Origin of the sequence: Cryobacterium sp. PH29-G1 (genome assembly GCF_030063365.1) — a bacterium.
GTDB lineage: Bacteria > Actinomycetota > Actinomycetes > Actinomycetales > Microbacteriaceae > Cryobacterium.
The window spans coordinates 92354-115248 of the sequence record NZ_JASISY010000006.1 but is presented as its reverse complement, the minus strand read 5'-3'; the positions used below and the strand labels follow the sequence as shown (position 1 = coordinate 115248).

Genomic DNA, 22895 nt, shown 5'->3' with positions numbered 1-22895 from the left:
ACCCCACCCGTTCGTTGTTGCGATTGGTCACGTTGATCAGCTCAGGCGTTCAAGTGCCAGAGCCATGCCCTGCCCACCGGCAACGCACATTGCTTCCATGCCGAACTGCCGGTCGTGTACGCGCAAAGAATGCACGAGGGTCGTCGCGATCCGGGCGCCGGTCATACCGTAGGGGTGGCCGATAGCGAGACTTCCACCGTTTACGTTTACCCGCGCCGGGTCAATTCCCAGGGCACGAATGTTGGACAGTACCTGCACGGCGAATGCCTCGTTGATCTCGAATTCATCGATCTGGCTCAAGTTCATTCCCAGCCGGTCCAGTAGCCGCGAAATTGCGCCGACCGGCCCGGTGCCCATGATCTCCGGCGACACGGCCGACACTCCGGTACCGAGAATGCGCGCCAGAGGCACAATACCCAGCTCCCGTGCCCGTTCATGCGACATGATCACCACTGCAGCAGCACCGTCGTTGAGCGGACAGCTGTTGCCGGCCGTCACCGATCCGCCGACTCGGAAGGCCGGTTGCAGCCCGGCCAGCGCTTCGAGAGTGGTCTGCGGCCGTGGGCTGTCATCCGTCTGTATCAATGACCCGTCGGCGCGGCGATAGGGACTGATTTCCCCAGCCCAGAAGCCGCTGGCGGCGGCAGCGGCTGTGAGCGTCTGACTGCGCAGGGCGAAATTATCTTGGTCGAGTCGACTGATCCCCGTCAGCGAGGCTACGTTTTCGGCAGTCTGACCCATCTGAATGTAAACGTCAGGCAGAGCGCCGTCATCGCGCGGGTCGCGCCATGGCGCGGTTGATTGAACGTTCAGCCCGGTCCGACGGGCGGTGCGCTCGGCCGCGGCCGCAAAATTGGGGCTGTGCGCCTGGGGTGAGCCGTCGACATCCGTTTGGGCGAAGCTCGAAATGGACTCGACGCCCGCAGCGACAAAGACGTCGCCCTCGCCAGCGCGAATCGCATGGGCGGCCGAGCGGATGCTTTGAAGAGACGATGCGCAGAACCTGGACACGATCACGCCCGGCACGCTGTCCCAGCCCATCTGAACGGCGATGACCCGGGCGAGATTACTACCCTGAATTCCGCCGGGCACACCACAGCCGACGATGAGGTCGTCGATGTCGCGCGGATCCAGCTGCGGAATCTGGTCCAGGGCGGCGCTGATCGCTGCGGCAGCAAGATTTTCGGGACGTTCTGCGGCCAGGCTTCCTTTAAAGGCACGTCCGATCGGCGTGCGCGCGGTGGCGACGATGACTGGCTCAGACATGGGTGGCCTCCCGCCCGACAAAGTCAGCGGACGGCGCGTCTAGTCTTGGCCGCTTTAGTGCCGGGGGAACTGGCCCGCTCGGGCAATCGAATGGCCCAAATGCTTTCCACCAGCTCGTGGATGTCCAAGTGGGGTTCCGTCTGTGCCCGGTCAAAGCGGGTGCCACCACCGTGCAGGAGGTTCGCAGCGAGATCGACGTGGATGTCGGCAATCTGATCGACGGAGTATTTACCTCCCACTGAGTACCACCGAGCAACGCCGGAACACATCTCGAGGATCGCCATGCGGGCCGAGCTCTGATCGGGCACTTGGAAATATCCGGCATCGACGCCGTCGCGGATCGCGTGCGCCCAGAACCGCTCGTAAGCGTCGCGCTGTTCCACAATGACCAGCCGGTCGACCGGGTCAAGGGCACCGACTTGATTGTCGACGACATTGGAGGCATCGCGGCTGAGAGCGTGCGTGACGACGTGCATGCGCACGAGACGGTCCAGCCGCACCCGCACATCGTCGGATTGCTCTTCAATGATCGACGCGGCCAGGACAAGCCGTTGCAGCGCGTCGTGCATGATCTGAAAGAGCAGCCGCTCTTTCGTGCCCATGTAGTGATAGAGGCTGGCAGTGGAGAGGCCTGCACTCGCTGCGAGGTCCCGAATTCCCGTGCCGTGGAATCCGCGATCGGCGAATAGGCGCACGGCGGATTCGAGGATGCGCTGGTGCGTCTCATTGATGGCCGGTGACGGCACGCCGGGATTGGGCAAGGCAACTCCTTCAGACACGAACTCGGAGTCCGAACGTTCGATCGATTGTATTCGGTGAAACTCGGGCATTCAGTCATTCCATCGGCCTTCCGTTGCATCCCAAGTACCAGACAAGCTGCCGGACTGGGCCAGCTCATGCTTGGCGACGCGTTCCGAGACCGTGCGGGGCAGGTCATTTAGGAGCTTCCAATAGCGCGGCACTTTGAAGTAGGCCAGCTCGGCCGCACAGTGCCCCCGCACGCTCTCAAAGAGCTCACGAGCAGCATCGGATTGAGCAGGGATGGTGCCGGCCGCTTCCGCACTGACGATATAGGCGAGCACCTCTTCGCCACGCAGCTCGTCGGTGACCGGTACTACGGCTGCGAGATCGACCGACGTATGCAAGCCGAGAACCTCTTCAACCTCAATCGCGGAGATGTTCTCGCCGCTTCGCCGAATCATGTCCTTAGTGCGCCCGCGATAGTACAGGCGTCCGGCCGAATCGATGCTGGCCAGGTCACCAGTATGAAACCATCCCCCTGCAAAGGCCGTTTCGGTGGCTGCGGGGTCGTCAAAGTAGGCGTGCATCAAGCCGGCACCGCGCAGGAGCAGCGCGCCGACCTCCCCCGGAGCGCACGGCTGATCGGAACTGTTTACGACGAGTGCTTCGCGGTGACTGCGTGGTCGCCCCAGGCATCCGCTGCCCACGAGCTCGTCGTGTTCCCGCTCGTCGACGTACAGGTCGGCACCCGTCTCGGTCATGCCGTAGGCCTCGTACCACGGCACACCCCACCGCTCCTCGAGAGCGCGATGCAACCCGGCCGGAATCGCTGAGGCCTGGATCACCCGAACGCGGTTGTTCCGGTCGTCGGGCGAAACGGGCATTTTCAGCAACAGCGTGGGCATGAGGCCCAAGCAATAGAAATAGGTGACCTCGTAAGCACGTACCTGCTGCCAGAACGTGCTCGGGTGGAACCGGTCGAGTACCACGAGCTCGGCTCCCGAGAGCAGGGCGCTGACCACATTCCACTGCGGGTCAATGTAGTGAAACGGCTGAACGGTGAGCATGACGTCGGTGGGAGCGAGGAACGGAAAATCGTTCGACATGGTATTTGCGATCGACAGCCAATAGTCGTGGCCCAGAACGCAACCCTTGGGCTTGCCCGTCGTACCCGAGGTGTATTGAATGTTCGCGGTGTGGACGCGCGACGCCTGATCCAGCGTCAGGACGACGTTGGCCGCACCGCCAGAGCGCCACCGGTTGAGCATCCCATCGAGCGATAGGACCGTGCGGACAGCGGGACAGCGCTCGGCAATGGCGGCGGCCAGAAGGCGAAACTCATCAACGGCGAGAATGAAGGTAGCCCGGGCGTGGGCCACAACGTGGCTGGCGTCGGTGAGTCGATAGTTCACATTAAGCGGCACGATGACCGCACCAATGCGGGCCAGTGCCAGCCAGGCCGCCGGAAAATCCAGGGTGTTTCGGGCGAGCACGGCGACATGATCACCCGAACGGATGCCGGCAGCGGCCAGTTCCCCAGCCAAGTGGCGGGTAACCTCCTCAACCTGGCTAAACGTGAGCGTATCGGCGGTCTCATCAAAGCACCATGCGGATTGCTGTGGCCACCGCTCTGCGGCCCGCAGGATGAGTTGCCCGAGGTTGTCGATTCCGGCGCTCTGCGTGATCAATGGAGCATCGGTCGCTGCAGCGCTGGAACTACTTTCGGTTTGCTCGCGGTTCATCGTGACGTCCTTCATATGTTGTCCAATTACAATCTATCGATCGATCGGTAACCCCTCCATGCTACGGTGCAATTGCACTCCCACCAAGCACACCCCAGGCCAAAAGAGGAAAAATGTCTGTTCGACTTGCCACCCCCGCTGATCTCAGCACCATCCGATCGATGTTGCGCACTCACGCCAAGACAGAGAGTGGCATTGCCACGGTTGCCAGCGTGGACGATGGGCTCGAGCAGGCCCTGGTCGGGGCTACACCGACCGTGTTCGTGACCGTCGTGTCACTGCCACATGCACCCGAGACCATCGCAGGTTTGGCAATGTGGTACCCGACCTTCTCGTCGTGGTCCTTGGCCAGCGGAATATGGCTCGAGGATCTCTTCGTGGACGACAGCTATCGAAACGCTGGCCTTGGTCTGGAATTGATGAGCGATCTGCGCACCCGCACCGATGGACGGATCGAGTGGGATGTGTCGGCCGGCAATGACGGCGCCGAACGCTTCTACCGCAAGTTGGGGGCCGTAGCGCAGTCCGGCTGGACCACCTATCGGTGGCTGCCTGCAAGCTGACACCAGCGCCGGGCGATAGCGTTCGCCCGGCGCCAGCCCCGACTACTGGCTCTTGGCGGCGAATTCCGCCTTCGCCACGTCAGCGTCCGCGGAGTCTCCGGTGAGAAGTGCGTTGGAAATCTCCACGGCCATGGCCGACTCGACCTGGCTGCGCACGGCAACTTCGAATGATTCCTTGGCGAGCGCCAGAGCGTGATGGGGCTGGCTCACAATTTTGCGGGCCAGTTCCTGTGCCACGACGAGTCGCTCCCCCGATGCCGTCACGCGGTTGACCAGGCCGAGGTCGTAGGCCTTGTCCGCTCCAAAATTCTCACCGAGAAGAATCAACTCCTTTGCCCGCGGCAGTCCGATCGCCTGCGGCAGAAGGTAGGAGATGCCACCGGTCACGGACAATCCCACTGATACCTCGGGGAACCCGAACGTCGTGCCCTCCTCGGCAACAACCAGGTCGCAGCTCAAGGCAAACTCGATACCGGCACCGAGGGCGTACCCGTGAACGGCAGCGATCGAGATTATCGAGGAGCTGCGAAGCAGCCGGGTGATGTCCTGCACGTTGTGCAGATGCTCGAGGGCTTCCGCGGATTCCGGTAGCAACGTGCTGGACTTTAGATCGTGACCTGCGCAGAAGGCTCGGCCCTCTCCGGTGACGATCACAACGAAGGCCTTGTCGTTAATGGCACGGTCGAGCGCTGCCTTGAAATCTGCAACGAGTTCGGGCGACGCCGCATTCAAGCGGTCGGGGCGATTGAGTCGGAGGACGGCGATACCATCCTCTTGGGTCAGGATGACGAACTCGGATTGAGAGGTCGTGCCGGTCACTGGTTGTTCTCCTTGTCGGTCGTGCGGGTGTGGGCGACGGTACCGGGGCGCCGTAGTTTAGTCATCGGCTCGAATTTGGCTCAGAAAGCTCCGTGCGCGCTCTGATTCGGGAGCGTCAAGCACTTTCTCGGGTGGTCCCTCTTCGACGATGCCGCCGTCGGCCAGGAGCACCACGTGATCGGCTACTTGGCGGGCAAAGCGCATCTCATGCGTGACGACGACCATGGTCATTCCCTCGTCGGCGAGCTCACGCATAACCTGAAGCACTTCACCAACCAGCTCGGGGTCAAGGGCAGACGTAGGTTCGTCAAACAGCATGAGCTTTGGCGTCATGGCCAGGGCGCGGGCGATGGCCACCCGTTGCTGCTGCCCACCAGAAAGGGCGCTCGGATAACTGTCGGCTTTTCCGGCGAGCCCCACACGGGCGAGCAGCGCCATTCCGCGATCGCGGGCATCCGCTTTGGAACGTTTCGAGACGCGGGTTTGGGCCATCGTGATGTTTTCGAGGGCCGTGAGGTGGGGAAAGAGATTGAAGGATTGAAACACCATGCCGACGTGCTCGCGCATGTGATTGAGAGCGCTTTCGCGATACTCCAGTCGCACACCGTCAATATCGACGGTGCCGGCCGTGAGACGTTCCAACCCGTTTATGCATCGCAAAAGGGTACTTTTTCCAGCCCCGGAGGGGCCAATCAGCACCGCGACTTCGCCCGACCGAACCTGCAGATCGATACCGTCAAGCACCGTGGTGTCGCCGAATTTTTTCACCGCCCCGGTAATGGTGACGCGGGGGGTGGTTGTGAGGGACGCTGTATTTATCATGCTCTAGCCTCGCTTTTCAAAGTAACGCTCGACGCGACCGGAGAAGTAGGTCATCGCACCGACGATCGCCAGGTAGTACAGGCTGACGATTGCGTAATAGGTGAGCGGTTGGAAAGTAGCCGCGGAAAGGCGTTGAGCGCTCATGAAGAGCTCATCGACGGTGATGAACGAGGCGACAGCGCTGTCCTTGAGCGAAATGATGGCTTGATTGACCAAGGCTGGCACCACTACGCGCAACGCCTGGGGCGCGACAACCTTGCTCATCGTTGCGACACGACTCATACCGAGGGAACGGGATGCTTCAATCTGGCCATTGTGAACCGAATTAATTCCCGACCGAAAGATCTCGGCGACATAGGCCGAACTGTGCACGCTCAATCCGATAGCGGCCGCAGCAAAGGCGTCGACCTTGACGATCGACACGATGCCGAAATAGATAACGAACAACAGTGCGATGAGCGGCACGCCACGCACAATGGCGAGGTAGGCCGTGGCGAACGCGGACAGAGCGCGTATCTTGCTCATTTTAAGGGCGACGATGATCCCGCCCAGGATGACCGAGAATACGAGCGTGAGTGCTGTGAGGCTGAGCGTGACCGTTAGTCCCTTGACCAAGGTGGGCCAGCTGGTTATGAGGGCATTCAGAAATTCCATGTATTACTCCCGGTGGTGGGGCGACTATTCAGAGGGCGGCCGGCAGTAAAGCCGGCCGTCCACGGGTGGCTAGCTGATGTCTTCGCCGAACCAATCAATACTGATGGCGGCGTAGGTGCCGTCTTCGTGCATTGTCGTGAGGGCCGCGTTAATCGCAGCTAACAGCTCGGGGTTGTCCTTGTTCACGGGGATCGCTGCAACGTCGGGGAAGAGAACGTCACCGACCGCGACTACCTTGAGGTCAGCGTTCTTGGCCAGATAGCGTCCCATGAACCCCTGGGTGATCACGGCATCAACCCGTCCGGCCTCGAGGTCGCGAAGTGCATCGATATCAGCTTGATACGTGGTGACCTCACTCACACCGTCGAGCGTGCGGGCAAACTCCTCGAAAGTCGTGCCGAGGGCCACGCCGACGGTTGAGTTGTTGAGGTCGGCCACGTCCTTGACCTTGGACTCGGCGCCGACGAACAGTTCCGCACCGGTGGCGTAATAGGGTTCAGTGAAGTCGACCTGGGCGAGGCGCTCTTCGGTACTTGACATCGACCCGACCACGGCGTCGTAACGATTGGACTTGAGCCCGGCAATGAGCGAGTTGAATGCACCCGTGGTTGGCTCTGCGGTCAAGTTGAGTTCGTCTGCAATGGCATTGCAGATATCTACATCGAACCCGACGAGTTCGTTCGTGTCGTCATAGAAATTGAACGGGCGATACTCACCGCTCATGGCGCACGTGAACTTACCGTCCGCCACGGTACTCAAAGCGGATGCTGCTGAGGTGGCGTCGCTATCGGAGTCGACCGAGGCCGAACAGGCACTGATGCCGGCGAGGAGCACGATCCCCACACCCGCCGCAGCGACTCTGTTACGTATTCGTGAGAGAGGTTGACGGTGAGTCATTGAGGTCCTTCTGTTCAGGTGCAACGCAGGCCGACATAGAATCTTCGGTGTAATCGATCGATCGATCGATCATGTGTTTTACAATAGAGGCGGCACCCGCTGCGAAGCAAGCCTCGGGTGCAAACGAAACATGAATGTCACTTAACGACCCTCAAAGGACGGAATCGCCCATGCCAGCGGAACAGGACATCGAAGTTGCCTTAAGGTGGGCGGACATGGACGCCAATCGGCACGTGAATAACGTCGAATTCTTTCGAATCCTCGAAGAGGCGCGTGCACGTTGGTTTCCGACAACGGGCGACGGCGCTTCACTACTCGCCAGCGGGATCGTCGTCGCGAGCCAAGGTCTCGACTACGCCATGCCGCTGAGTTATAGGCACGAACCGGTGCTGGTTGGCCTCAGAGTTACACGAGTCGGCACCTCCTCATTCACCCTGAGTTGTCGCATCCACGATGCATCAGCAGATTCGGACGATCGCGTTTACGCCGCCGGAAACGTTGTCATGGTCGCCGTAGATGATGAAGCGGGTCGATCCCGCCCATTTACCGTTCAGGAACGTAGCTGGCTGGAATCCCTCTCGAGATAGCGCGATCGCCCAGCTGCCACACTGGACATTTGTCCAGGGAGGGCCGTCTCGAAACTGTCGTTCGCAAGGTGACAGGACTGAACGCTCGCTGGTGGGATGGTTTTCAGCGGTCAACGCCGCGGCACTTCAGCCCGAGCAAAGGATTTAATTGTGACTTTCAGAGTGGGCATAGACACGGGCGGCACGCATACCGACCTCGTGCTGCTCAACGAGGAAACCGGAGCCGTGTGGGTGGACAAAGTGTCCTCGACGCCGAGTGACCCCGTCATCGGGGTGCTCAACGGCATCGAGCGCGTTCTTGCCACGGCTGGCGTCAACCCTTCTCAGGTGTCGACGGTGGTCTACGGCACAACAGTGATGGTCAACCGCATCATCCAGGGTGACGGGACAGTCAGCGGGCTGATCACCACGGCTGGATTCACAGACGTGCTCGAACTCGCCCGGTCTCACCGGGCCGGCAGCATCTACAACATTCAATGGGAACAGCCTGTCCCGCTCATTCCCCGAGAGCTGCGCCTCGGCGTGCGCGAGCGAATTGACTTTCGCGGACGCATTGTCGAACCGCTGAACGAAGCGGATGTGCGCCAGGCAATTGCGACATTCGCGAACCGTGGCGTCGAATCGGTCGCTATCTGCCTTCTGCACTCGTATAAGAATGATGCTCACGAGCAACAAATCGCTACACTCGTTCGCGCAGCCCTTCCCCAGGCCTACATCTCAATTTCGTCGGATCTGAGCCCGACCATCGGCGAATACGAGCGTGCCAGCACGGCCGCCGTAGACGCCTTCGTGAAACCGCGACTCGCCGAGCACTTCGCCCATCTTGAGGACCAGCTTCGGAAGTTGGGCATCGATGCCGTATTGCTCACTATGCAGGGCAACGGCGGAACGATGTCCTTCGACGCTGCCCGGCGCCAACCGATTCGTGTGACTAATTCCGGCCCAGTCGCCGGCGTCATCGCTGGTGCTGCAATCGCCCGCAACCTCGACCTACCGGCAGTGATCACTCTCGATATGGGCGGCACGAGTACGGACGTAGCTCTCGTTTTGGACGGCGCGCCCATTGAGGTCCCGAGCGATGCCATGCAGGGCCATCCGGTGCAGCAACCGGCCATCGAAGTTGACCCGATCGGGGCTGGGGGCGGCTCGATCGCGTGGGTCGACGATGGCGGGGCCTTGCGAGTGGGCCCGGAAAGCGCCGGCGCGCATCCCGGTCCGGCCGCGTACGGTGAGGGCGGCATTCGTCCTACAGTTACGGACGCCGCGCTTGCACTCGGCTATCTCGGGACCAGCGCGTTCCTTGGCGGGCGCCGTACCCTCGATCGTGATGCCGCCGTGCGCGCCATAGAAATAGTCGCCGAACCCCTGGGCATGTCGATGCCTGCCGTGGCAAGCGGCATCATGGCGCTCGCGGCAGCCGCATCCCTGCGCGCCATTCGGCGGCTCACCATCGCGCGCGGACACGATCCCCGCGACATGGCCCTCATCGCTTTCGGCGGCGCCGGCGGGCTCATCGCCGCCGCGCTGGCCCACGAGTTGGGCACGCCCCGGCTCGTGATTCCCCAAAATCCCGGCAACAGTTCCGCCCTTGGGCTCCTGCTCACTGACCAGCGCCACGACGTTCTTGCCTCGTTCCTCTCCCTCCTGGCTGGAAGCGACGTAGCCGCACTGAATATTGCATTCGAACAGCTCGAAGGTGACTGCGCGCTCCAACTGGAGCAGGATAACGTCCAGGAGGATTCCCGCGAGATACATCGATTTGTCGAACTACGCTATCTTGGCCAAACCTTCGAGTTGATCGTGCCGTGCCCGTCCGGACCGATCACGACCGAAACGCTCGACAGTCTGGAACGCGAATTCCATCGCCAGCATGAAGGCCGATATGGACACTCGTCCCAATCCGATCCGATCGAGCTCGTAAACCTCCGCGTCACCGGAATCGGAAAGACCTATAGCCCACGTCCGGTTGCGCTGGCTCGTTCAGAGGACGGGGTCGCGCCGATGCCCACCACGACCCGAAGCGCATATTTCAATACCTGGCTCGACGTACCTGTTTTCGCTCGCGCCGCCATCCGTCAGGGCGATTCCATCACGGGCCCAGCAATCATCGAGGAATCCGGAAGCACCATTGTCGTGCCGCCGGGCCATCTTCTGGAACCCGCCGACGACGGCAGTCTCGTGATCTACGATCTCGCACCGGCCCTCGCCTCGTCCAATTCCTCAAGGAGTGTCTGACCCATGCCCATCTCTCTCGTTCCGACGAGCACACTTGACGTCATCACGGTTGAAGTCATCCGCAGCGCGCTGGAATCTCTCGCCGAACAGATGACCGACACCATGGAACGCACCAGCTACTCCCTGCTCCTCAAGGAAGGCAAGGACTGCTCCTCTTCCATCTTCGACGTCTCCGGCCGGCTCGTTGCTGAAGGCGCGAATATCCCCGTTCATCTCAACGCCCTGGGCCCGTGCCTGCGCGCCATGCTGCAGGAGCACATCCCGGCGAGCGATATGAAACCCGGCGACATCATCCTGACCAACGACCCCTACGTCGGCGGCAGTGTTGGAGCTCACCATACTTCAGACTTCATCGTTTACCACCCGATATTCCTCGGCGACCAATTGATCGGATTCTCGACGATTTTCGCCCATCTGGCAGGTTCCGGCGGAAATGATCCTGAAGGCTGGCACACGACCATCTTCGAGGAGGGTCTGCGCATTCCGCCGATCAAACTCTTCAATGAAGGAGTTCTGGATGAGCAGCTGTTCAAGCTCATCCTCGCCAATACAAACTCGCCGTACGAACAGCGCGGGGACATCCTTGGGCAAGTAGCAGGGGCGAAGGTCGGCGCAAACGGTTACCTCGCCCTAGTCGAGAAATACGGTCTCTCCGCGATCGACGAGGCCATCGATAGCCAGATCGACTACGCAGAACGGCGTACCCGCAGCTACATCGCCCAAATCGCCGACGGACGATACTCTGCCGAGACAACCCTGCTCGAAGACGGGAGCATGTGCGGCCCGGTCAAGCTGGCACTAACAGTGATAGTTGCTGGTGATGAGATCACCTTCGATTTCGCTGGCACCGATGCATCCGTTGCCGGACCAATCAATTGCCCCATGTCGGCAACAATATCGGCCAGCTTGTTCGGTTTATTGTCGCTCCTTCCGACGGACATTCCCAAGAACGAAGGATCATCAAACCCAGTACACATCGTCGCGCCAGAGGGCTCGCTGGTGAACCCGCGATTCCCCGCCGCCGTCTACCAACGTATGGCGGTGACTCACCAGATCGTGGACCTCGTCTTCGACGCGCTCGCGCCAGCGGTCCCGGACGCTGTTGTGGCCAACTCGTGCGGAATGGTCTATTGCGTCGCGTCGGCCATCAATCGCGACAGCCACCCCGATGGAGGCGACGTCTCCGGGCGCCGCGGCTGGGGCAACGGTGCTGGACCCAGCGTCGGCGGGCTTGGCGCTCGCGCCACGAAAGACGGTCTGACCGGAATGCCCGGTTGGATCACCAACGTCGCGAGCACATCAATTGAAAGTTCGGAGGTCGAGGGCCCCGTCCGTTACCTGCGCAAGGAGCTTCGCGCCGGCTCCGCGGGTCCCGGCAAATATCGCGGGGGCCTGGGCGTCATTCTGTCCTGGCAAGCCCTCGGATACGACGTGAGATTCTCGCACACGTCACAGCGCTCCGTGATCCCACCCCACGGCCTATTCGGCGGCGGCAGCGGCGGGGTAAGCCGCTGGATTATTAACGAAGGCACGCCGGCGGCACACGTTCTGGCCAATCAGGCGGGACCAACCCTCGATCTTGAGTACGGCGACACCGTCACCTTTTACGCCCCTGGCGGCGGCGGGTACGGCGCACCGTGGGAGCGCGATACAGCTCGAGTCGCGCGTGATTGCAAGCTCGGCTATATCAACGCCGAACAAGCCGAGGCCGATTACGGCGTCATCCTGACCGTTGATGGGCTGGTCGATGCGCCGAAGACCGCGACTCTGCGTTCCAACCGTGCAGCCGCATCCGTTCCCCCTAAATTTCCCTCATCCACCGCAGCAGCAAACAATGAAAGAAGGACAATCCTATGAAGACTCAACACTCGCTCACCGCACTACGCCGTATTGCGGCGACTACCATCGCGGCCGGATTGCTCCTGGGCGCGACCGCCTGCTCGGCCACTGTTGACACGGCCGAACCGACCGACACTGCGGCCGCAACGGCTGTCAGCACCGTGGAGGACGGCAAGTTCATCTGCGCCATGAGCGGCGAGTACCGGCCGTTCAACTTCTACGATGACACCAATACACTCGTTGGCTTCGACGTCGACATCTGCAACGCTATCGCCGACAAACTTGATCTGGAAGCGGCACCCGTCACCGGCGCCTTCACAACGCTGATCGCTGGTTTGAAGAGCAATCGCTTCGACGCAATCGTCGGATCGATGGCCAGCACCGAAGAACGTCTCAAAGAAGTCGACTTCACCGAGCCCTACTACTCCACGGGTGCCAGCCTCTTCGTGAAGGAGGGCTCGCCGATCACGGATGTCACCGACCTTGCCGATTCCAACCTCGGAGTAGCACTCGGCACCACTTTTGAAACCTACGCGCGCACCCTCACCGGTGTCGGCGAGATCACGACCTATCAGGCAACCGTCGACGCACTCCGCGACCTGGATGCTGGCCGCGTGGATGCTGTCATCGCGCAGGGCTTCATCGGAAAATTCCTAGCTAACAGCGCCGAGCTGAAGGTTGGATCTGTCGGTGACGTGCTGCTGCCTGACATCGCCGCCATCCCGGTCAACAAGGACAACACCGAGCTGCTGGCTGCCATCAACACCGCTCTGCAGGCCATTCACGACGATGGCACGTACACAAAAATCAGCATGGAATGGTTCGGCGAAGACATCAGCTAACTGCACCCCTCGGTGGGCCGGGCGCTGCACGGCCCACCCCGCCGCGTATCGAGCACGACAGAAAAGGAAGCACATCATGAGCACGGATAACCGGCCGAGCACCCTGCCCACGCAGCGCCCCGGAATCAGTGAGATCACCGTTGTCGGAGGCGGGCTTATCGGCCTGTTCACCGCACTGTATGGCCAGCGCGCCGGCTACAGGGTGCGCGTGATCGAACGAAGCGTGGTCGGTAGCGGCGCATCGCAGGGAAACGCCGGCGAGATTTGCCCATCAATGGCTAATCCCATGCCGGCCCCAGGCATGGTCAAAAACGGGCTCTCAAACTCTCTCGCTCCCGATGCAGCTCTGCGCATTCACCTGCCCCCGAGTGTGAACCTCAGCCGCTGGCTACTGGGATTCGCCCGCAACTGCCGGCCAGGCGCGTACGAGCATGGCTTTGAGGCACTGTCGTCGCTGTCAAAGCGCAGCTTCGAACTATTCGAGCAGCTCCCCGATCTGGGAGTCGCCACCACGCTGGATAAATCGGGCAACCTGCGCTGCTTCGCCGATAGCGCACGGGCGCACCGTGAGTTTGCGGTCTCCCAGAACGTTCGTCGATTCGGTCTCGCTGCACCGACCCAATTGATCTCCGGCGACGAAATTCGCGAACTTGCTCCAGTGGTATCGAACAAAGTCGTCGCCGGCTACCACTGGCCCGATCAATGGTTCGTTGATCCGTCGGTACTCGTACGCGATTTGCACGCCGCCTTGCTTGCCGTCGGTGTCGAATTTATCGAACATACCGAGGTGACCGGCGTCACGCCATACCGCGACTCGGTTGTTGTGCACACAGATAAGGGCGATCGGCATGCTGATGCCGTCGTCATTGCGTCAGGGGCCTGGACACCCAAGGTGCTCAAATCCGTGGGTGTGCGCGCACCCATCCAGTCCGGCAAGGGCTACAGCTTTAGCGTCTCTCCCGAGACAATGCCCGAGCACGTCATCAACATGCCCGAATCCAACGCGGTTGCCACTCCGATGGGCAACCGCCTGCGTATCGGCGGCACAGTCGAGTTCGACGGCACGATGGACAAGTTCAACCCGAGTCGCATCGAGCGAATCATTCGCGCTGCCACCCCGTACCTAACGGGAATAGATTGGGATGCCCGTTTCGACGAGTGGGTCGGTCCCAGGCCGATGACGCCCGATGGACTCCCCCTAATCGGCGCTGCGCGTTCCAGCGATCGGGTCGTGGTGGCTGCGGGACACAACATGATCGGTCTGACCCTGGGCCCGGCATCCGCTGAACTGGCCATCAGCGCCATCGGGGGGAAAAAATTACCCGGATGGAGCGCCCCGTTCGATGCGAACCGCTTCGGCAGCCGCGGACCTACCCCGACGTCTCGGCGGAGTCGGGTTGTCATGTCGGCATAGAGTTGCACCAGCAAACATGCGGAGGGTGATATGCGGATTGGCCGAACCCGGCTCGATGAGAGCGAGGCGTGGCTGCTCCTGCACGTCTATCGGCAGGACGCGGTCATCTACTTCGATTTTGCCGGCAACCTGCCGGCGCTTGATCCGCAACCGGATGACACTCTGACTCTTGCCGATTTTGGTCGAATTCTTGCCCTCGGTGTGGAACTTGACGCCGATCGGGTTTCACGAGCACTCGTTGCGTCGGTGAGCGCGAAGTGGGGCGGCGTACCGCAGCAACTGCGGTTGAGTGACGCCGACCCCTCGGTTGATCCGGAACTTCTCGATCGGGTAACCGAGCTGTATACGCACTTTCGGTATCGGTACGGGTTGGGCGCTCCGCTCGCTCTGGCAATTCTGCATCTGCGTCGCCCGCACCTGGTGCCCTTATTCACCGACGCACTGTTCGTGTTCTACTCGCCGCTGGCCAGTGAGATCGCGCACGAGTTCCATAGCTCCACACCGATGTTCTGGGAATCCATCCGTCGAGACCTCGTTTTCAACCGTGATGAGCTGACTCGGCTCCGAGTGCGACTGCACGCCGATCCCGACGAGTACAGTCGTGCACTGTCAAAGCTCAGTGACGTTCGCCTGCACTGCATCATTGCCCAGCAAATGGTCGATTCCTCGGGCGTGTGATCTACACGTGCGTCACTCTGCCGCTAGGACGCGCTGCCCGGCCTCTCCCAATTCCTTCCACAGCTGCACGGCGAGTGAGAAGGTCAGCATGTACTCAGGGTTGCGCGGGTCCATGCCGAGCAATGCCTCAATGCGGTCTAGCCGGTTTGCGAGGCTGTGCCGATGCAGGTTGAGGGCCAGAGCCGTAGGGCCAGGATGACAACCGGCATTGAAATAGGAGATCAGAGTTTCCAGCAGGCGAGTGTCATCGGCGCTGTCCCGTTCGATCAGGGGCCCGAGCAGTCCAGACAGAAACGATGTCGTCGCGTGAGTGCTAAGCAAGGGCGCGAGCATCGACTGGATGCCGAGGTCTTCCACCCGCTGAATTCCGTTCTCGGTGAGACTCTGTTGTGATGCAGCGATGTTGGCCTCGCGCATGGCTGCACGTAGATTAATCGCGTCAGACTTCACCCTGCTGACGCCGATTCTGACCCCGGTCCAGCCGCGCCCGACGCAGGCTTCCAAGAGCCGTTGAGCCTGGTCCGCACCCGACTCCTCGACGAGGCAGTAAACGTGCTCATCGATCGAACCGACGACGGGAGTTCCCGATGTTTCGAGCGCATCCTCAGCCAGAGAACACACCTGCCCTGTACTGAGTTCGACCGGGGCATTCAGGCAAAGCACCCGATACCCCTCGACCGCTTGGAAGCCGAGATTCTGAAGTTGATTTCTCGCGTCCGACAGGCTGAGACTGCCCTCGTCGAGGCCGCGCAGGAATGGTTCCACTGCAGCGCGGCGTGCGCGCCGAAAGGTCTGCTGACGACCGAGTTCGAGAAGCACCGCGACCGTGCAGTGCCGAAACGCGAGCCGGTCCCGGTCAGTAACCGCCCGCGTGCTGCGAAACGCGAGAAATACCTCGGGGTTACGCCAGACTCGCACGGTAGCGGCGGTGATGGTCGTGCCGTCCGGCTGCGTTTCTTCCGCCCAATCGCGGTCACTGAGCAGGCGCTTGGCCGTACTGAACAGGCTCCCCACCTCGGTCACGATGCGGGCGGAAGGTTGCCGCGATCCGACGATCTCACCGAAATAGCTGAAGGCGACGGCCTCCACCTCGTGCAGCGGTCGCAGCGCTAGCCGAAGAGCACCACTGATTCCGGCGTTCGCGAGGAGTGCCCTTGCCAGTTGCTCATGCAGATCGAGAGCATCTTCAGCCCGGCGATCACGCGCCCGCACCAGTTGGGTATTCCACTGGCGTGCCAATCCTGTCGGCGTTAGTGCGCTCACGACGGTGGCAACGGCTATGTTTCGCAGGCGCGCCGCCGCGAGTATGTCCGGGTCTAAATCTGCGGTGGCACCGACTATCGCAATTGCGATGGAACCGCACTCAACCGCGTAGTCAATCGCCCGCCGTGCGGTATCTGGTTTGACTAAGAGAAGGTGGCCTTCGAGATCGTCATCGCTGTCGTGGGCTGACCAAGGGGTGACCCAGGCAACGGCAGCCTTCAGGCGATGAGCGGGTGCCCAGAGCACGGTCATTGCAATTATTGCAGGCTGGGTTTGCCACAAGGCGCGGAGATCGGTGCCGGTCGTATGGAGGGATTCACCGGGGATCATGTTTCGACCCTAGACGGTGAACGTTCCGGACATGTAACGACGCAAGGTGCGAGTGTCGAACGCGCGTTTTCCAAGTCGTCAAGGTTTCACCTGCGCGATCACGGGATGCCGTGCGCTCCTCCCTGTCGTACGCATCAAACGACACAGGGAGCCACCCATGATCGACATCAACCCCAACGGCACGGGCCTTCCCGGCATCGAGCAGCTGCGCGTCATCGTCGGCGCGGTGATGACCATCGGCCTCGTGCTGAGCGTGCTCGCCCTCATCGTCGCGGCGATCGTCTGGGGATTCGGCGCCAACTCCTCCAACCCGCACCTCGCCTCCCGCGGCAAGACCGGCGTCATGGCTGCCTGCGGCGCCGCGATCATCTGCGGCGCCGCCGTCACCCTCGTCAACTTCTTCTGGAACGTCGGCCAGTCCGTCTGACCAGCGATTCCGAGCGGGGCAACCGATGAGCGTGTGCGATGTGCCCGTCGTGGCGGATGTCTGCACCGGCGTCACCGACGTCGCATCCGCTGTCGTCGCCGCACCGTTCGACTGGCTCGCCAGCGCAATGGGCTCCACCGCCGCCTGGCTCTTCGAATCCGTCTGGGCCGCCTTCGACACGACCACCCTCGTCGACCTCACCGACCCGACCTACATCGACGTCTACAACGTGCTCTTCGGCCTCGCCATCTTCGTCACCCTGATCTTCTTCTGCCTGCAACTCATCACCGGCCTCATGCACCGCGACCCGACCGCGCTCTCTCGCGCAGCGATCGGCGTCGCCAAATCGGTCCTCGGATCCTTCGTCATCATCACCATCACCGGCCTGCTCCTCGAAATCACCGACCAGCTGTCCATCGGCGTCGTGCAGGCCAGCGGAAACACGATGGAAGGCATGGGCAACCGCATCGCGCTCCTCGCCGTAGGCCTCACCGCGATCAGCCCCGGCGCACCCGGCGTCGGCGCCATCCTGACGATCTTCCTGGCCGGCCTCGCCATCAGCGGCGCGGCCATCGTCTGGTTCTCCCTCCTCATCCGCAAAGCACTGCTGCTGGTCGCCATCGTCTTCGGGCCGATCGCTCTCGTCGGCGCCACCTGGGATGCCGCCAAAGGCTGGTTCTCAAAATGGGTCGCGTTCGTGATCGCGCTCATCCTCTCCAAACTTGTGCTCGTCGTCATCTTTCTGGTCGCGGTCGCTCAGGTTGCATCCCCAATCGATGCGGATCTGGCCTCCGTCAGCGACCCCATAGCCGGAATCGTGTTGATGTTCATCGCCGCCTTCGCGCCCTACATCACCTACAAGTTCCTCAACTTCGTCGGCCTCGACATGTACCACGCCATGTCCAGCGAGCAGGAGGCGAAGTCCGCGCTGAACCGGCCCGTGCCGGTGCCGAGCGCGCCCATGATGAGCAGCGCGCAGAAGGTCCTGGGTGCGGGCGGCAGCGGTCGAGGGACACAGGCTGGCACTGCACCGACGGCAACGTCCAGCAGCGCCGGACCGGGACCCATGTCTTCGTCGGCCGAAGTCTCGGGGGCTGGCGCTGCGAACGCTGGTGCCGGCTCAAGCGCCGGAGTGGGCGGCGCAGCAGTTGGTGCTGGCGCCGGAGTGGCCACCGCGGGAGTCGGCGCCGGTGCCGCCGTTGCCAGCGCGACAGCCAAGGCCGGCCCCAAAGTCGGCACCGCGGTTGCGCAGAGAGCGGATGCCCACACCCAGTCCGCCGGCAACGCCAGCGCCCCGAGTACACCTACTTCCATCCCAAGGCGACCACCGGCATCCGCTTCACCGCAGGAACTGCCAGCCGGACGAAAGGTCAGAGACGCGTAGCCATGGACACCGACACGAACCGCGCCGACTACCGACTCGCCCCGGTGCAGTTCTCGCGATTGACCAAGCGCGGTGTACTGCTCGGACTGTCGGTGCCGCAACTGGTGGCCCTGTCGATCGGCACGCTCACTATCGTCATAGCGCTGTACACAGCCGGTGCCACAGGCGTCGCCTGGACCAGCCCAATCTGGGGCACCGCGGCGGTGATCGCCGGCATCCCCGTGGGCGGGCGCAAGATCGTCGAGTGGATGCCGGTTGTCACGCGGTGGGCGTGGCGGTCGGGGCATGAGCAGCTGACCTATCGGCGCCGCATCATCCGCCCGCGCCCGGTGGGAACCTTGTCGCTGCCGGGCGATGCGGCCGCGTTGCGCGAGTGGAACGATCCCGAGTCGGGGGCGGTCATGATCCACGATCCGCACGCGCAAACCCTGACCGCGGTCGTCGCGGTGTCGCACCCGGCGTTCGCGCTGCTCGACCCGGACGAGCAGCATCGCCGCGTGGTCGGCTGGGGGCGCGTGCTGGCCGGCGCCTGCCGGTCGGGCCGCATCGCGAGGCTGCAGGTGTCGGAACGCACGCTGTCCGACTCGGGCACCGGTCTGTCCGAGTGGTGGGAGGGGCACGGCATCGACGACGACAGCTGGGCCGCGACCACCTACCGTGATCTGATCGAGCGAGCCGGGCCCGCCGGGGAGCGCCACGCCACAACGATCGCGCTCTCACTCGACCTCGGCGCGGCGGCTCGCCAGGTACGCACGCAGGGCGGCGGGATGCGCGGCGCGGCGACGGTACTGCGCCAGGAAATGACTGCACTGACCGGTTCTTTGCGCGCAGCGGACCTCACCGTCGGCGGCTGGCTCACCGCGGACGAGCTCGCCGTTGTATTGCGAACCGCCTACGACCCCGCTGTCGGTATCGATCTGGAGCGGCATCCGCTGGTCGGGCGGTCGCTGGCCACGGCCGGACCGGTCGCGGTCGCCGAGAGCTGGGACCACCTCCGCACTGATAGTGCGTTTCACGCGGTGCTGTGGATCAGTGAATGGCCCAGGTCGCAGGTGTTCCCCGGGTTTCTGTCGCCCCTGGTCTTCACGAACGGCATCCTGCGCACGGTGTCGCTGCACTACCTGCCCGTGCGCGCCGACCAGGCCGCGCGCGACCTGCGCAAGAAGAAGACCGAGCTAATCAGCGACGCCCACCAACGCACCCGCATCGGCCAAATAGAGGATGCCGGTGCCACCGCCGAGTACGACGACCTGCTGCACCAGGAAGCCGACCTCACCGCCGGCCACGGCGTGCTGCGCACCACCGGCCTCATCTGCGTGACCGCGCCGACGGTTGATGAGCTCGACGCCGCGGTGGCGTCGATCGAGCAGGCCGCAATCCAGGCTTCGTGCGAGACTCGACGGCTCGTGGGGCAGCAGGCGCAGGCGTTCACGGCGGCGGCGCTGCCGTTGTGTCGGAGCGTGTGATCCGTGCATTACCATCCGGTAACCCGATGATTACCAGAGCGTTGGACGAACATTTGAAGAGTCGAAGGGTCATCGTTGCTTTCTGACAGGGGGAGGAAGCCGACGGAGTGCTCGGACCGCCCTTCTTGCTCGGAACACCATTCCGAAAAGAAGCCCCGCTGATTGCGCGAGTAGATATAGGACCGTCAGGAAGGCACCCGCCCAATACCCAAACCAGAAACCCGAAGGCATCGAGTCCATAAGGCCCGTACGGTTCAAATCAGTGAAAACTATTTGAATAACAAACCACAAATTCAGGAGCAACCAAAATCCGCTAAGTGTCACCGCGATCCCGACGAACAGACGAGTGTAGCCCCGCATTATGCTGCGATATTTTGTAAGTTTCGCAAGTTGGTATCGAATCGAAATTTCGTATTCAGTCTTCAGTTCACTTTCCGGCAACTCACTCTCTATTGCGAGATCTCGGCGCAGACGCCGCATCCAGCGGTCGTGCGGTCTAACGCGCACGATTACATAGAACAACAACGGCGCAGCCAGCGCAACGGTGCCTTGCAGGGTCAGATCGGTTACATCCACCGTCATTGGGCCGCTCATACGGATATGTCCCAGAATCTAAGCGTCGCAGCTTTTGTCTTTAATTCTTGATCGGCCAGACCTAAACTCACCAAAACTATCCCCCTGGTAGTACCGCTCTTGAGCGGCTGCTGAAAATTCTCTCATGCGTTGCACGGCCCGCCCCCGCGCTTCCCGCCTGTTCGAAGCGTGCGAGTTCTGTTCGCATCCGAGCCCCGCAGAGCCAAAGATTGGTTGTCTCACCCTGCTGATAACCCTTGCTGAAATCGTATAAGACTCGAGAATTCTGGGTCGTCGATCGACCGGACCGCCAGCCATGCCTCCACCCGCCAACTCGCTGATTCACGGGCGAGCAAGCGCAGCCGATCAAGGCGGCAGCGCTCCTCTGATCCGCAGCATGTGAGCGATGCACTCCTACTCGGTGAATCGATTGGAGCGAATATGCCTGACCAACAAAGTCGATGGATCAGTGTCACCTTCCTGCAGGGAATTGAGGCCGACGCGGTGCTCGGCCTGATCGACCGAAGCGGAGCATCCGCTGCGTTCGAATACCTGCAGCCACGGGACCACGGCGAGGCCACGACCAACGCCGCCCTCGAGAACGGGTACGTGTACGACCGCATCCCGGCCGGCCGCACCGACCACACCATCGAGCACGACGGCTCTCCGTACGCGCTGACCTACAGCCGGACTTACCGATACGTTTCGCTGTTGCGGTGGCAACCGCTTGAATCTGAAGTTGCACCGGCACGGCAAGCTCCCCATCGAGACGACATCTGGGCCGCCCCACGGTCAACGCGCCAGGCTGAGCGCACGGTCACGCTGTGAAAGACGCCGCAACCGAGCGGATGCATACGGCCGCGCTGGTCGAACCGCGCGGCGAGCTGCGCCGCGACCGTCGCGCCCGCCGGCGAGAAGCCGCCAAGATCGAAGCGGATGCCCAAAAGGCCACAACTCTCGCCACCCGCACTCGCTGGCACGCGGAGCGAGACGAAGCACGATCAGGCGCCTACCTGCCCAAAGCTGGCGAGGCCGGACCCGCGCAACTACGAACGCCCGGACGACTGAAACTCCCCAAGCACCAGGACACCACGGCGACGCTGTCCGGTCACTACCCGTTTCTCGCCGAAGCAGGACTCGGCTCGGCCGGCGTTTTCGTCGGTCAGGACCTCTACTCGGGCGGCTCCTTTGTCTACGACCCGTGGGTGCTCTACCAGCGCGGCCTGATCACCGCTCCGAACATCGTGCTCGCCGGCATCGTCGGCTCCGGCAAATCCTCGCTGGCGAAGTCTCTCTACACCCGCTCGCTCCCCTTCGGTCGGCGCGTGTACGTGCCCGGCGATCCAAAGGGCGAGCACACCGCCGTCGCCGAGGCCGTCGGCGGCAAGGCGATCATCCTCGGCCACGGACTCCGCAACCGGCTCAACCCCCTCGACGAAGGCCACCGGGCAGCATCCGTTTCGGACGCTGAGTGGTCGGCGCAACTGGCCGCCCGCCGCCGTGATCTGATCGGTGCCCTCGCCGAAACCGTGCTCGACCGCCCGCTCAGCCCGCTCGAGCACACGGCCATCGACCTCGCTCTGGCCGATGCCGTGCGCAGCGCCGAGGTGCCCATCCTGCCTATGGTGGTCGATCGCATCCTCTCCCCCAACCCCGAGGACGACGAGGGCCGCCTCGCCGCAGACGGACGCCTGGTCGGCCATGCACTGCGGCGGCTGGTGGCCGGCGACCTCGCCGGACTCTTCGACGGACCCTCCACCGTGCGCTTCGACCCGTCGCTGCCGATGGTCTCGCTCGACCTGTCGCGGGTGGCCGAGAACTCGACGCTGATCTCGGTGCTGATGACGTGCTCGTCGGCGTGGATGGAATCCGCCCTGGCCGACCCGGCCGGCGGCCAGCGCTGGGTCATCTACGACGAAGCCTGGAGGCTCATGGCGTACCCGGCGCTGCTGCGCCGAATGGATGCCCAGTGGCGGCTCGCCCGCCACTTCGGCATCGCCAACATGCTGATTTTTCACAAACTCAGCGACCTCGACAACGTCGGCGACTCCGGCTCCGCCATGCGCGCTTTGGCGTCGTCTCTGCTGGCCAACGCGGAAACGCGCATCGTCTATCGGCAGGAACCGGACCAGCTCGGTTCAACGGCGAGCGCGCTCGGACTCAGCCGAACCGAGCAGAAGCTGCTGCCCGCGCTCGGCGCCGGTCAGGGACTATGGCGGGTGAAGGATCGCAGCTTTGTGGTGCAGCACCAGCTGCATCCTGATGAGCTTACGGCGTTCGATACGACCGCTCGGATGACCTCTGGGCATTAGCTGCGCACCTTGTATCTGATTGAGGAGGCCTGGCAATGGAA

General features: G+C 62.4%; 21 protein-coding genes. 12 read left to right on the top strand and 9 right to left on the bottom strand.

Annotation, left to right across the window (positions count from 1 at the left end; translation table 11 throughout):
* Nucleotides 1-36: 36 nt before the first annotated feature.
* From QMK22_RS10055 to QMK22_RS10045, 3 genes are all read right to left on the bottom strand, one after another.
* Entirely contained in the window at nucleotides 37-1266 is a 1230-nt protein-coding gene (locus QMK22_RS10055; RefSeq protein ID WP_283497497.1) for an acetyl-CoA C-acetyltransferase, read from the bottom strand.
* A 23-nt stretch (nucleotides 1267-1289) separates the two neighbouring features.
* A complete protein-coding gene (locus tag QMK22_RS10050; protein ID WP_283497496.1) occupies nucleotides 1290-2027 on the bottom strand; it encodes a TetR/AcrR family transcriptional regulator in 738 nt (245 codons plus the stop codon).
* 69 nt (nucleotides 2028-2096) lie between these two features.
* Nucleotides 2097-3764 (bottom strand): AMP-binding protein, encoded by a 1668-nt coding sequence (locus tag QMK22_RS10045; protein WP_283497495.1) that lies wholly within the window; start codon nucleotides 3762-3764, stop codon nucleotides 2097-2099.
* Between the two features lie 98 nt (nucleotides 3765-3862).
* Here QMK22_RS10045 and QMK22_RS10040 point away from each other — a divergent pair, with 98 nt between their 5' ends.
* Complete coding sequence (locus QMK22_RS10040) at nucleotides 3863-4312, top strand: GNAT family N-acetyltransferase (protein WP_283497494.1); 450 nt, start codon at nucleotides 3863-3865, stop codon at nucleotides 4310-4312.
* Between the two features lie 42 nt (nucleotides 4313-4354).
* Here QMK22_RS10040 and QMK22_RS10035 read toward each other — a convergent pair whose 3' ends face one another.
* The 4 genes from QMK22_RS10035 to QMK22_RS10020 all read right to left on the bottom strand — a co-directional run bounded on the left by QMK22_RS10035 (nucleotide 4355) and on the right by QMK22_RS10020 (nucleotide 7450).
* A complete protein-coding gene (locus QMK22_RS10035; RefSeq protein WP_283497493.1) occupies nucleotides 4355-5131 on the bottom strand; it encodes an enoyl-CoA hydratase/isomerase family protein in 777 nt (258 codons plus the stop codon).
* A gap of 57 nt (nucleotides 5132-5188) precedes the next feature.
* Nucleotides 5189-5953, bottom strand: coding sequence for an amino acid ABC transporter ATP-binding protein (locus QMK22_RS10030; RefSeq protein ID WP_283497492.1), 765 nt, complete (start codon nucleotides 5951-5953; stop codon nucleotides 5189-5191).
* Between the two features lie 3 nt (nucleotides 5954-5956).
* Nucleotides 5957-6607, bottom strand: a complete 651-nt coding sequence (locus tag QMK22_RS10025) for an amino acid ABC transporter permease (RefSeq protein WP_283497491.1) — start codon at nucleotides 6605-6607, stop codon at nucleotides 5957-5959.
* A 69-nt stretch (nucleotides 6608-6676) separates the two neighbouring features.
* Nucleotides 6677-7450 carry a transporter substrate-binding domain-containing protein gene (locus QMK22_RS10020; protein WP_283497490.1) on the bottom strand — a complete coding sequence of 258 codons (774 nt, stop codon included), beginning with the start codon at nucleotides 7448-7450 and terminating at the stop codon, nucleotides 6677-6679.
* Between the two features lie 188 nt (nucleotides 7451-7638).
* Between QMK22_RS10020 and QMK22_RS10015 the strand changes: the two genes are divergently transcribed.
* The 6 genes from QMK22_RS10015 to QMK22_RS09990 all read left to right on the top strand — a co-directional run bounded on the left by QMK22_RS10015 (nucleotide 7639) and on the right by QMK22_RS09990 (nucleotide 15099).
* Entirely contained in the window at nucleotides 7639-8091 is a 453-nt protein-coding gene (locus tag QMK22_RS10015; protein ID WP_349360908.1) for an acyl-CoA thioesterase, read from the top strand.
* A gap of 150 nt (nucleotides 8092-8241) precedes the next feature.
* A complete protein-coding gene (locus QMK22_RS10010; RefSeq protein WP_283497489.1) occupies nucleotides 8242-10326 on the top strand; it encodes a hydantoinase/oxoprolinase family protein in 2085 nt (694 codons plus the stop codon).
* Nucleotides 10327-10329: 3 nt separating this feature from the next.
* Nucleotides 10330-12183 (top strand): hydantoinase B/oxoprolinase family protein, encoded by a 1854-nt coding sequence (locus tag QMK22_RS10005; protein ID WP_283497488.1) that lies wholly within the window; start codon nucleotides 10330-10332, stop codon nucleotides 12181-12183.
* The gene (locus tag QMK22_RS10000; protein ID WP_283497487.1) at nucleotides 12180-13007 is read left to right on the top strand and encodes a transporter substrate-binding domain-containing protein; all 828 of its coding nucleotides are present in this window, start codon (nucleotides 12180-12182) and stop codon (nucleotides 13005-13007) included. The genes QMK22_RS10005 and QMK22_RS10000 overlap by 4 nt, the downstream gene beginning before the upstream one ends.
* A gap of 76 nt (nucleotides 13008-13083) precedes the next feature.
* Nucleotides 13084-14421 carry an NAD(P)/FAD-dependent oxidoreductase gene (locus QMK22_RS09995; protein ID WP_283497486.1) on the top strand — a complete coding sequence of 446 codons (1338 nt, stop codon included), beginning with the start codon at nucleotides 13084-13086 and terminating at the stop codon, nucleotides 14419-14421.
* A gap of 30 nt (nucleotides 14422-14451) precedes the next feature.
* Entirely contained in the window at nucleotides 14452-15099 is a 648-nt protein-coding gene (locus tag QMK22_RS09990; RefSeq protein WP_283497485.1) for a DUF6308 family protein, read from the top strand.
* Nucleotides 15100-15111: 12 nt separating this feature from the next.
* Here the strand turns inward: QMK22_RS09990 and QMK22_RS09985 are convergent, their stop codons facing one another.
* Nucleotides 15112-16692 carry a PucR family transcriptional regulator gene (locus tag QMK22_RS09985; protein ID WP_283497484.1) on the bottom strand — a complete coding sequence of 527 codons (1581 nt, stop codon included), beginning with the start codon at nucleotides 16690-16692 and terminating at the stop codon, nucleotides 15112-15114.
* A gap of 157 nt (nucleotides 16693-16849) precedes the next feature.
* Here QMK22_RS09985 and QMK22_RS09980 point away from each other — a divergent pair, with 157 nt between their 5' ends.
* Genes QMK22_RS09980 through QMK22_RS09970 form a run of 3 tightly spaced genes read left to right on the top strand, consistent with a single transcriptional unit; the run spans nucleotide 16850 to nucleotide 19969 of the window.
* The gene (locus tag QMK22_RS09980; protein ID WP_283497483.1) at nucleotides 16850-17119 is read left to right on the top strand and encodes a DUF6112 family protein; all 270 of its coding nucleotides are present in this window, start codon (nucleotides 16850-16852) and stop codon (nucleotides 17117-17119) included.
* 25 nt (nucleotides 17120-17144) lie between these two features.
* The gene (locus QMK22_RS09975; RefSeq protein WP_283497482.1) at nucleotides 17145-18503 is read left to right on the top strand and encodes a TrbL/VirB6 family protein; all 1359 of its coding nucleotides are present in this window, start codon (nucleotides 17145-17147) and stop codon (nucleotides 18501-18503) included.
* A 2-nt stretch (nucleotides 18504-18505) separates the two neighbouring features.
* Nucleotides 18506-19969: an SCO6880 family protein gene (locus tag QMK22_RS09970; RefSeq protein ID WP_283497481.1), complete on the top strand. Its 1464-nt coding sequence runs from the start codon at nucleotides 18506-18508 to the stop codon at nucleotides 19967-19969.
* 69 nt (nucleotides 19970-20038) lie between these two features.
* Here the strand turns inward: QMK22_RS09970 and QMK22_RS09965 are convergent, their stop codons facing one another.
* On the bottom strand, nucleotides 20039-20551 hold the full coding sequence (locus QMK22_RS09965; protein ID WP_283497480.1) for a hypothetical protein: 513 nt from the start codon (nucleotides 20549-20551) through the stop codon (nucleotides 20039-20041).
* 432 nt (nucleotides 20552-20983) lie between these two features.
* Between QMK22_RS09965 and QMK22_RS09960 the strand changes: the two genes are divergently transcribed.
* Together QMK22_RS09960 and QMK22_RS09955 are read left to right on the top strand one after the other, a co-directional pair.
* Entirely contained in the window at nucleotides 20984-21370 is a 387-nt protein-coding gene (locus QMK22_RS09960) for a hypothetical protein (RefSeq protein ID WP_283497479.1), read from the top strand.
* Between the two features lie 20 nt (nucleotides 21371-21390).
* Complete coding sequence (locus QMK22_RS09955; RefSeq protein ID WP_283497597.1) at nucleotides 21391-22854, top strand: putative type IV secretion/conjugal transfer ATPase; 1464 nt, start codon at nucleotides 21391-21393, stop codon at nucleotides 22852-22854.
* The last annotated feature ends 41 nt before the right edge of the window (nucleotides 22855-22895 follow it).

Bases quoted from the DNA above. Each gene is read 5' to 3' on its own strand.
- QMK22_RS10055 (WP_283497497.1), bottom strand. From the start codon at position 1,266: ATGTCTGAGCCAGTCATCGTCGCCACCGCGCGCACGCCGATCGGACGT.
- QMK22_RS10045 (WP_283497495.1), bottom strand. From the start codon at position 3,764: ATGAAGGACGTCACGATGAACCGCGAGCAAACCGAAAGTAGTTCCAGC.
- QMK22_RS10040 (WP_283497494.1), top strand. From the start codon at position 3,863: ATGTCTGTTCGACTTGCCACCCCCGCTGATCTCAGCACCATCCGATCG.
- QMK22_RS10030 (WP_283497492.1), bottom strand. From the start codon at position 5,953: ATGATAAATACAGCGTCCCTCACAACCACCCCCCGCGTCACCATTACC.
- QMK22_RS10025 (WP_283497491.1), bottom strand. From the start codon at position 6,607: ATGGAATTTCTGAATGCCCTCATAACCAGCTGGCCCACCTTGGTCAAG.
- QMK22_RS10015 (WP_349360908.1), top strand. From the start codon at position 7,639: ATGTCACTTAACGACCCTCAAAGGACGGAATCGCCCATGCCAGCGGAA.
- QMK22_RS10005 (WP_283497488.1), top strand. From the start codon at position 10,330: ATGCCCATCTCTCTCGTTCCGACGAGCACACTTGACGTCATCACGGTT.
- QMK22_RS10000 (WP_283497487.1), top strand. From the start codon at position 12,180: ATGAAGACTCAACACTCGCTCACCGCACTACGCCGTATTGCGGCGACT.
- QMK22_RS09995 (WP_283497486.1), top strand. From the start codon at position 13,084: ATGAGCACGGATAACCGGCCGAGCACCCTGCCCACGCAGCGCCCCGGA.
- QMK22_RS09990 (WP_283497485.1), top strand. From the start codon at position 14,452: ATGCGGATTGGCCGAACCCGGCTCGATGAGAGCGAGGCGTGGCTGCTC.
- QMK22_RS09985 (WP_283497484.1), bottom strand. From the start codon at position 16,692: ATGATCCCCGGTGAATCCCTCCATACGACCGGCACCGATCTCCGCGCC.
- QMK22_RS09980 (WP_283497483.1), top strand. From the start codon at position 16,850: ATGATCGACATCAACCCCAACGGCACGGGCCTTCCCGGCATCGAGCAG.
- QMK22_RS09975 (WP_283497482.1), top strand. From the start codon at position 17,145: ATGAGCGTGTGCGATGTGCCCGTCGTGGCGGATGTCTGCACCGGCGTC.
- QMK22_RS09970 (WP_283497481.1), top strand. From the start codon at position 18,506: ATGGACACCGACACGAACCGCGCCGACTACCGACTCGCCCCGGTGCAG.
- QMK22_RS09965 (WP_283497480.1), bottom strand. From the start codon at position 20,551: ATGACGGTGGATGTAACCGATCTGACCCTGCAAGGCACCGTTGCGCTG.
- QMK22_RS09960 (WP_283497479.1), top strand. From the start codon at position 20,984: ATGCCTGACCAACAAAGTCGATGGATCAGTGTCACCTTCCTGCAGGGA.
- QMK22_RS09955 (WP_283497597.1), top strand. From the start codon at position 21,391: ATGCATACGGCCGCGCTGGTCGAACCGCGCGGCGAGCTGCGCCGCGAC.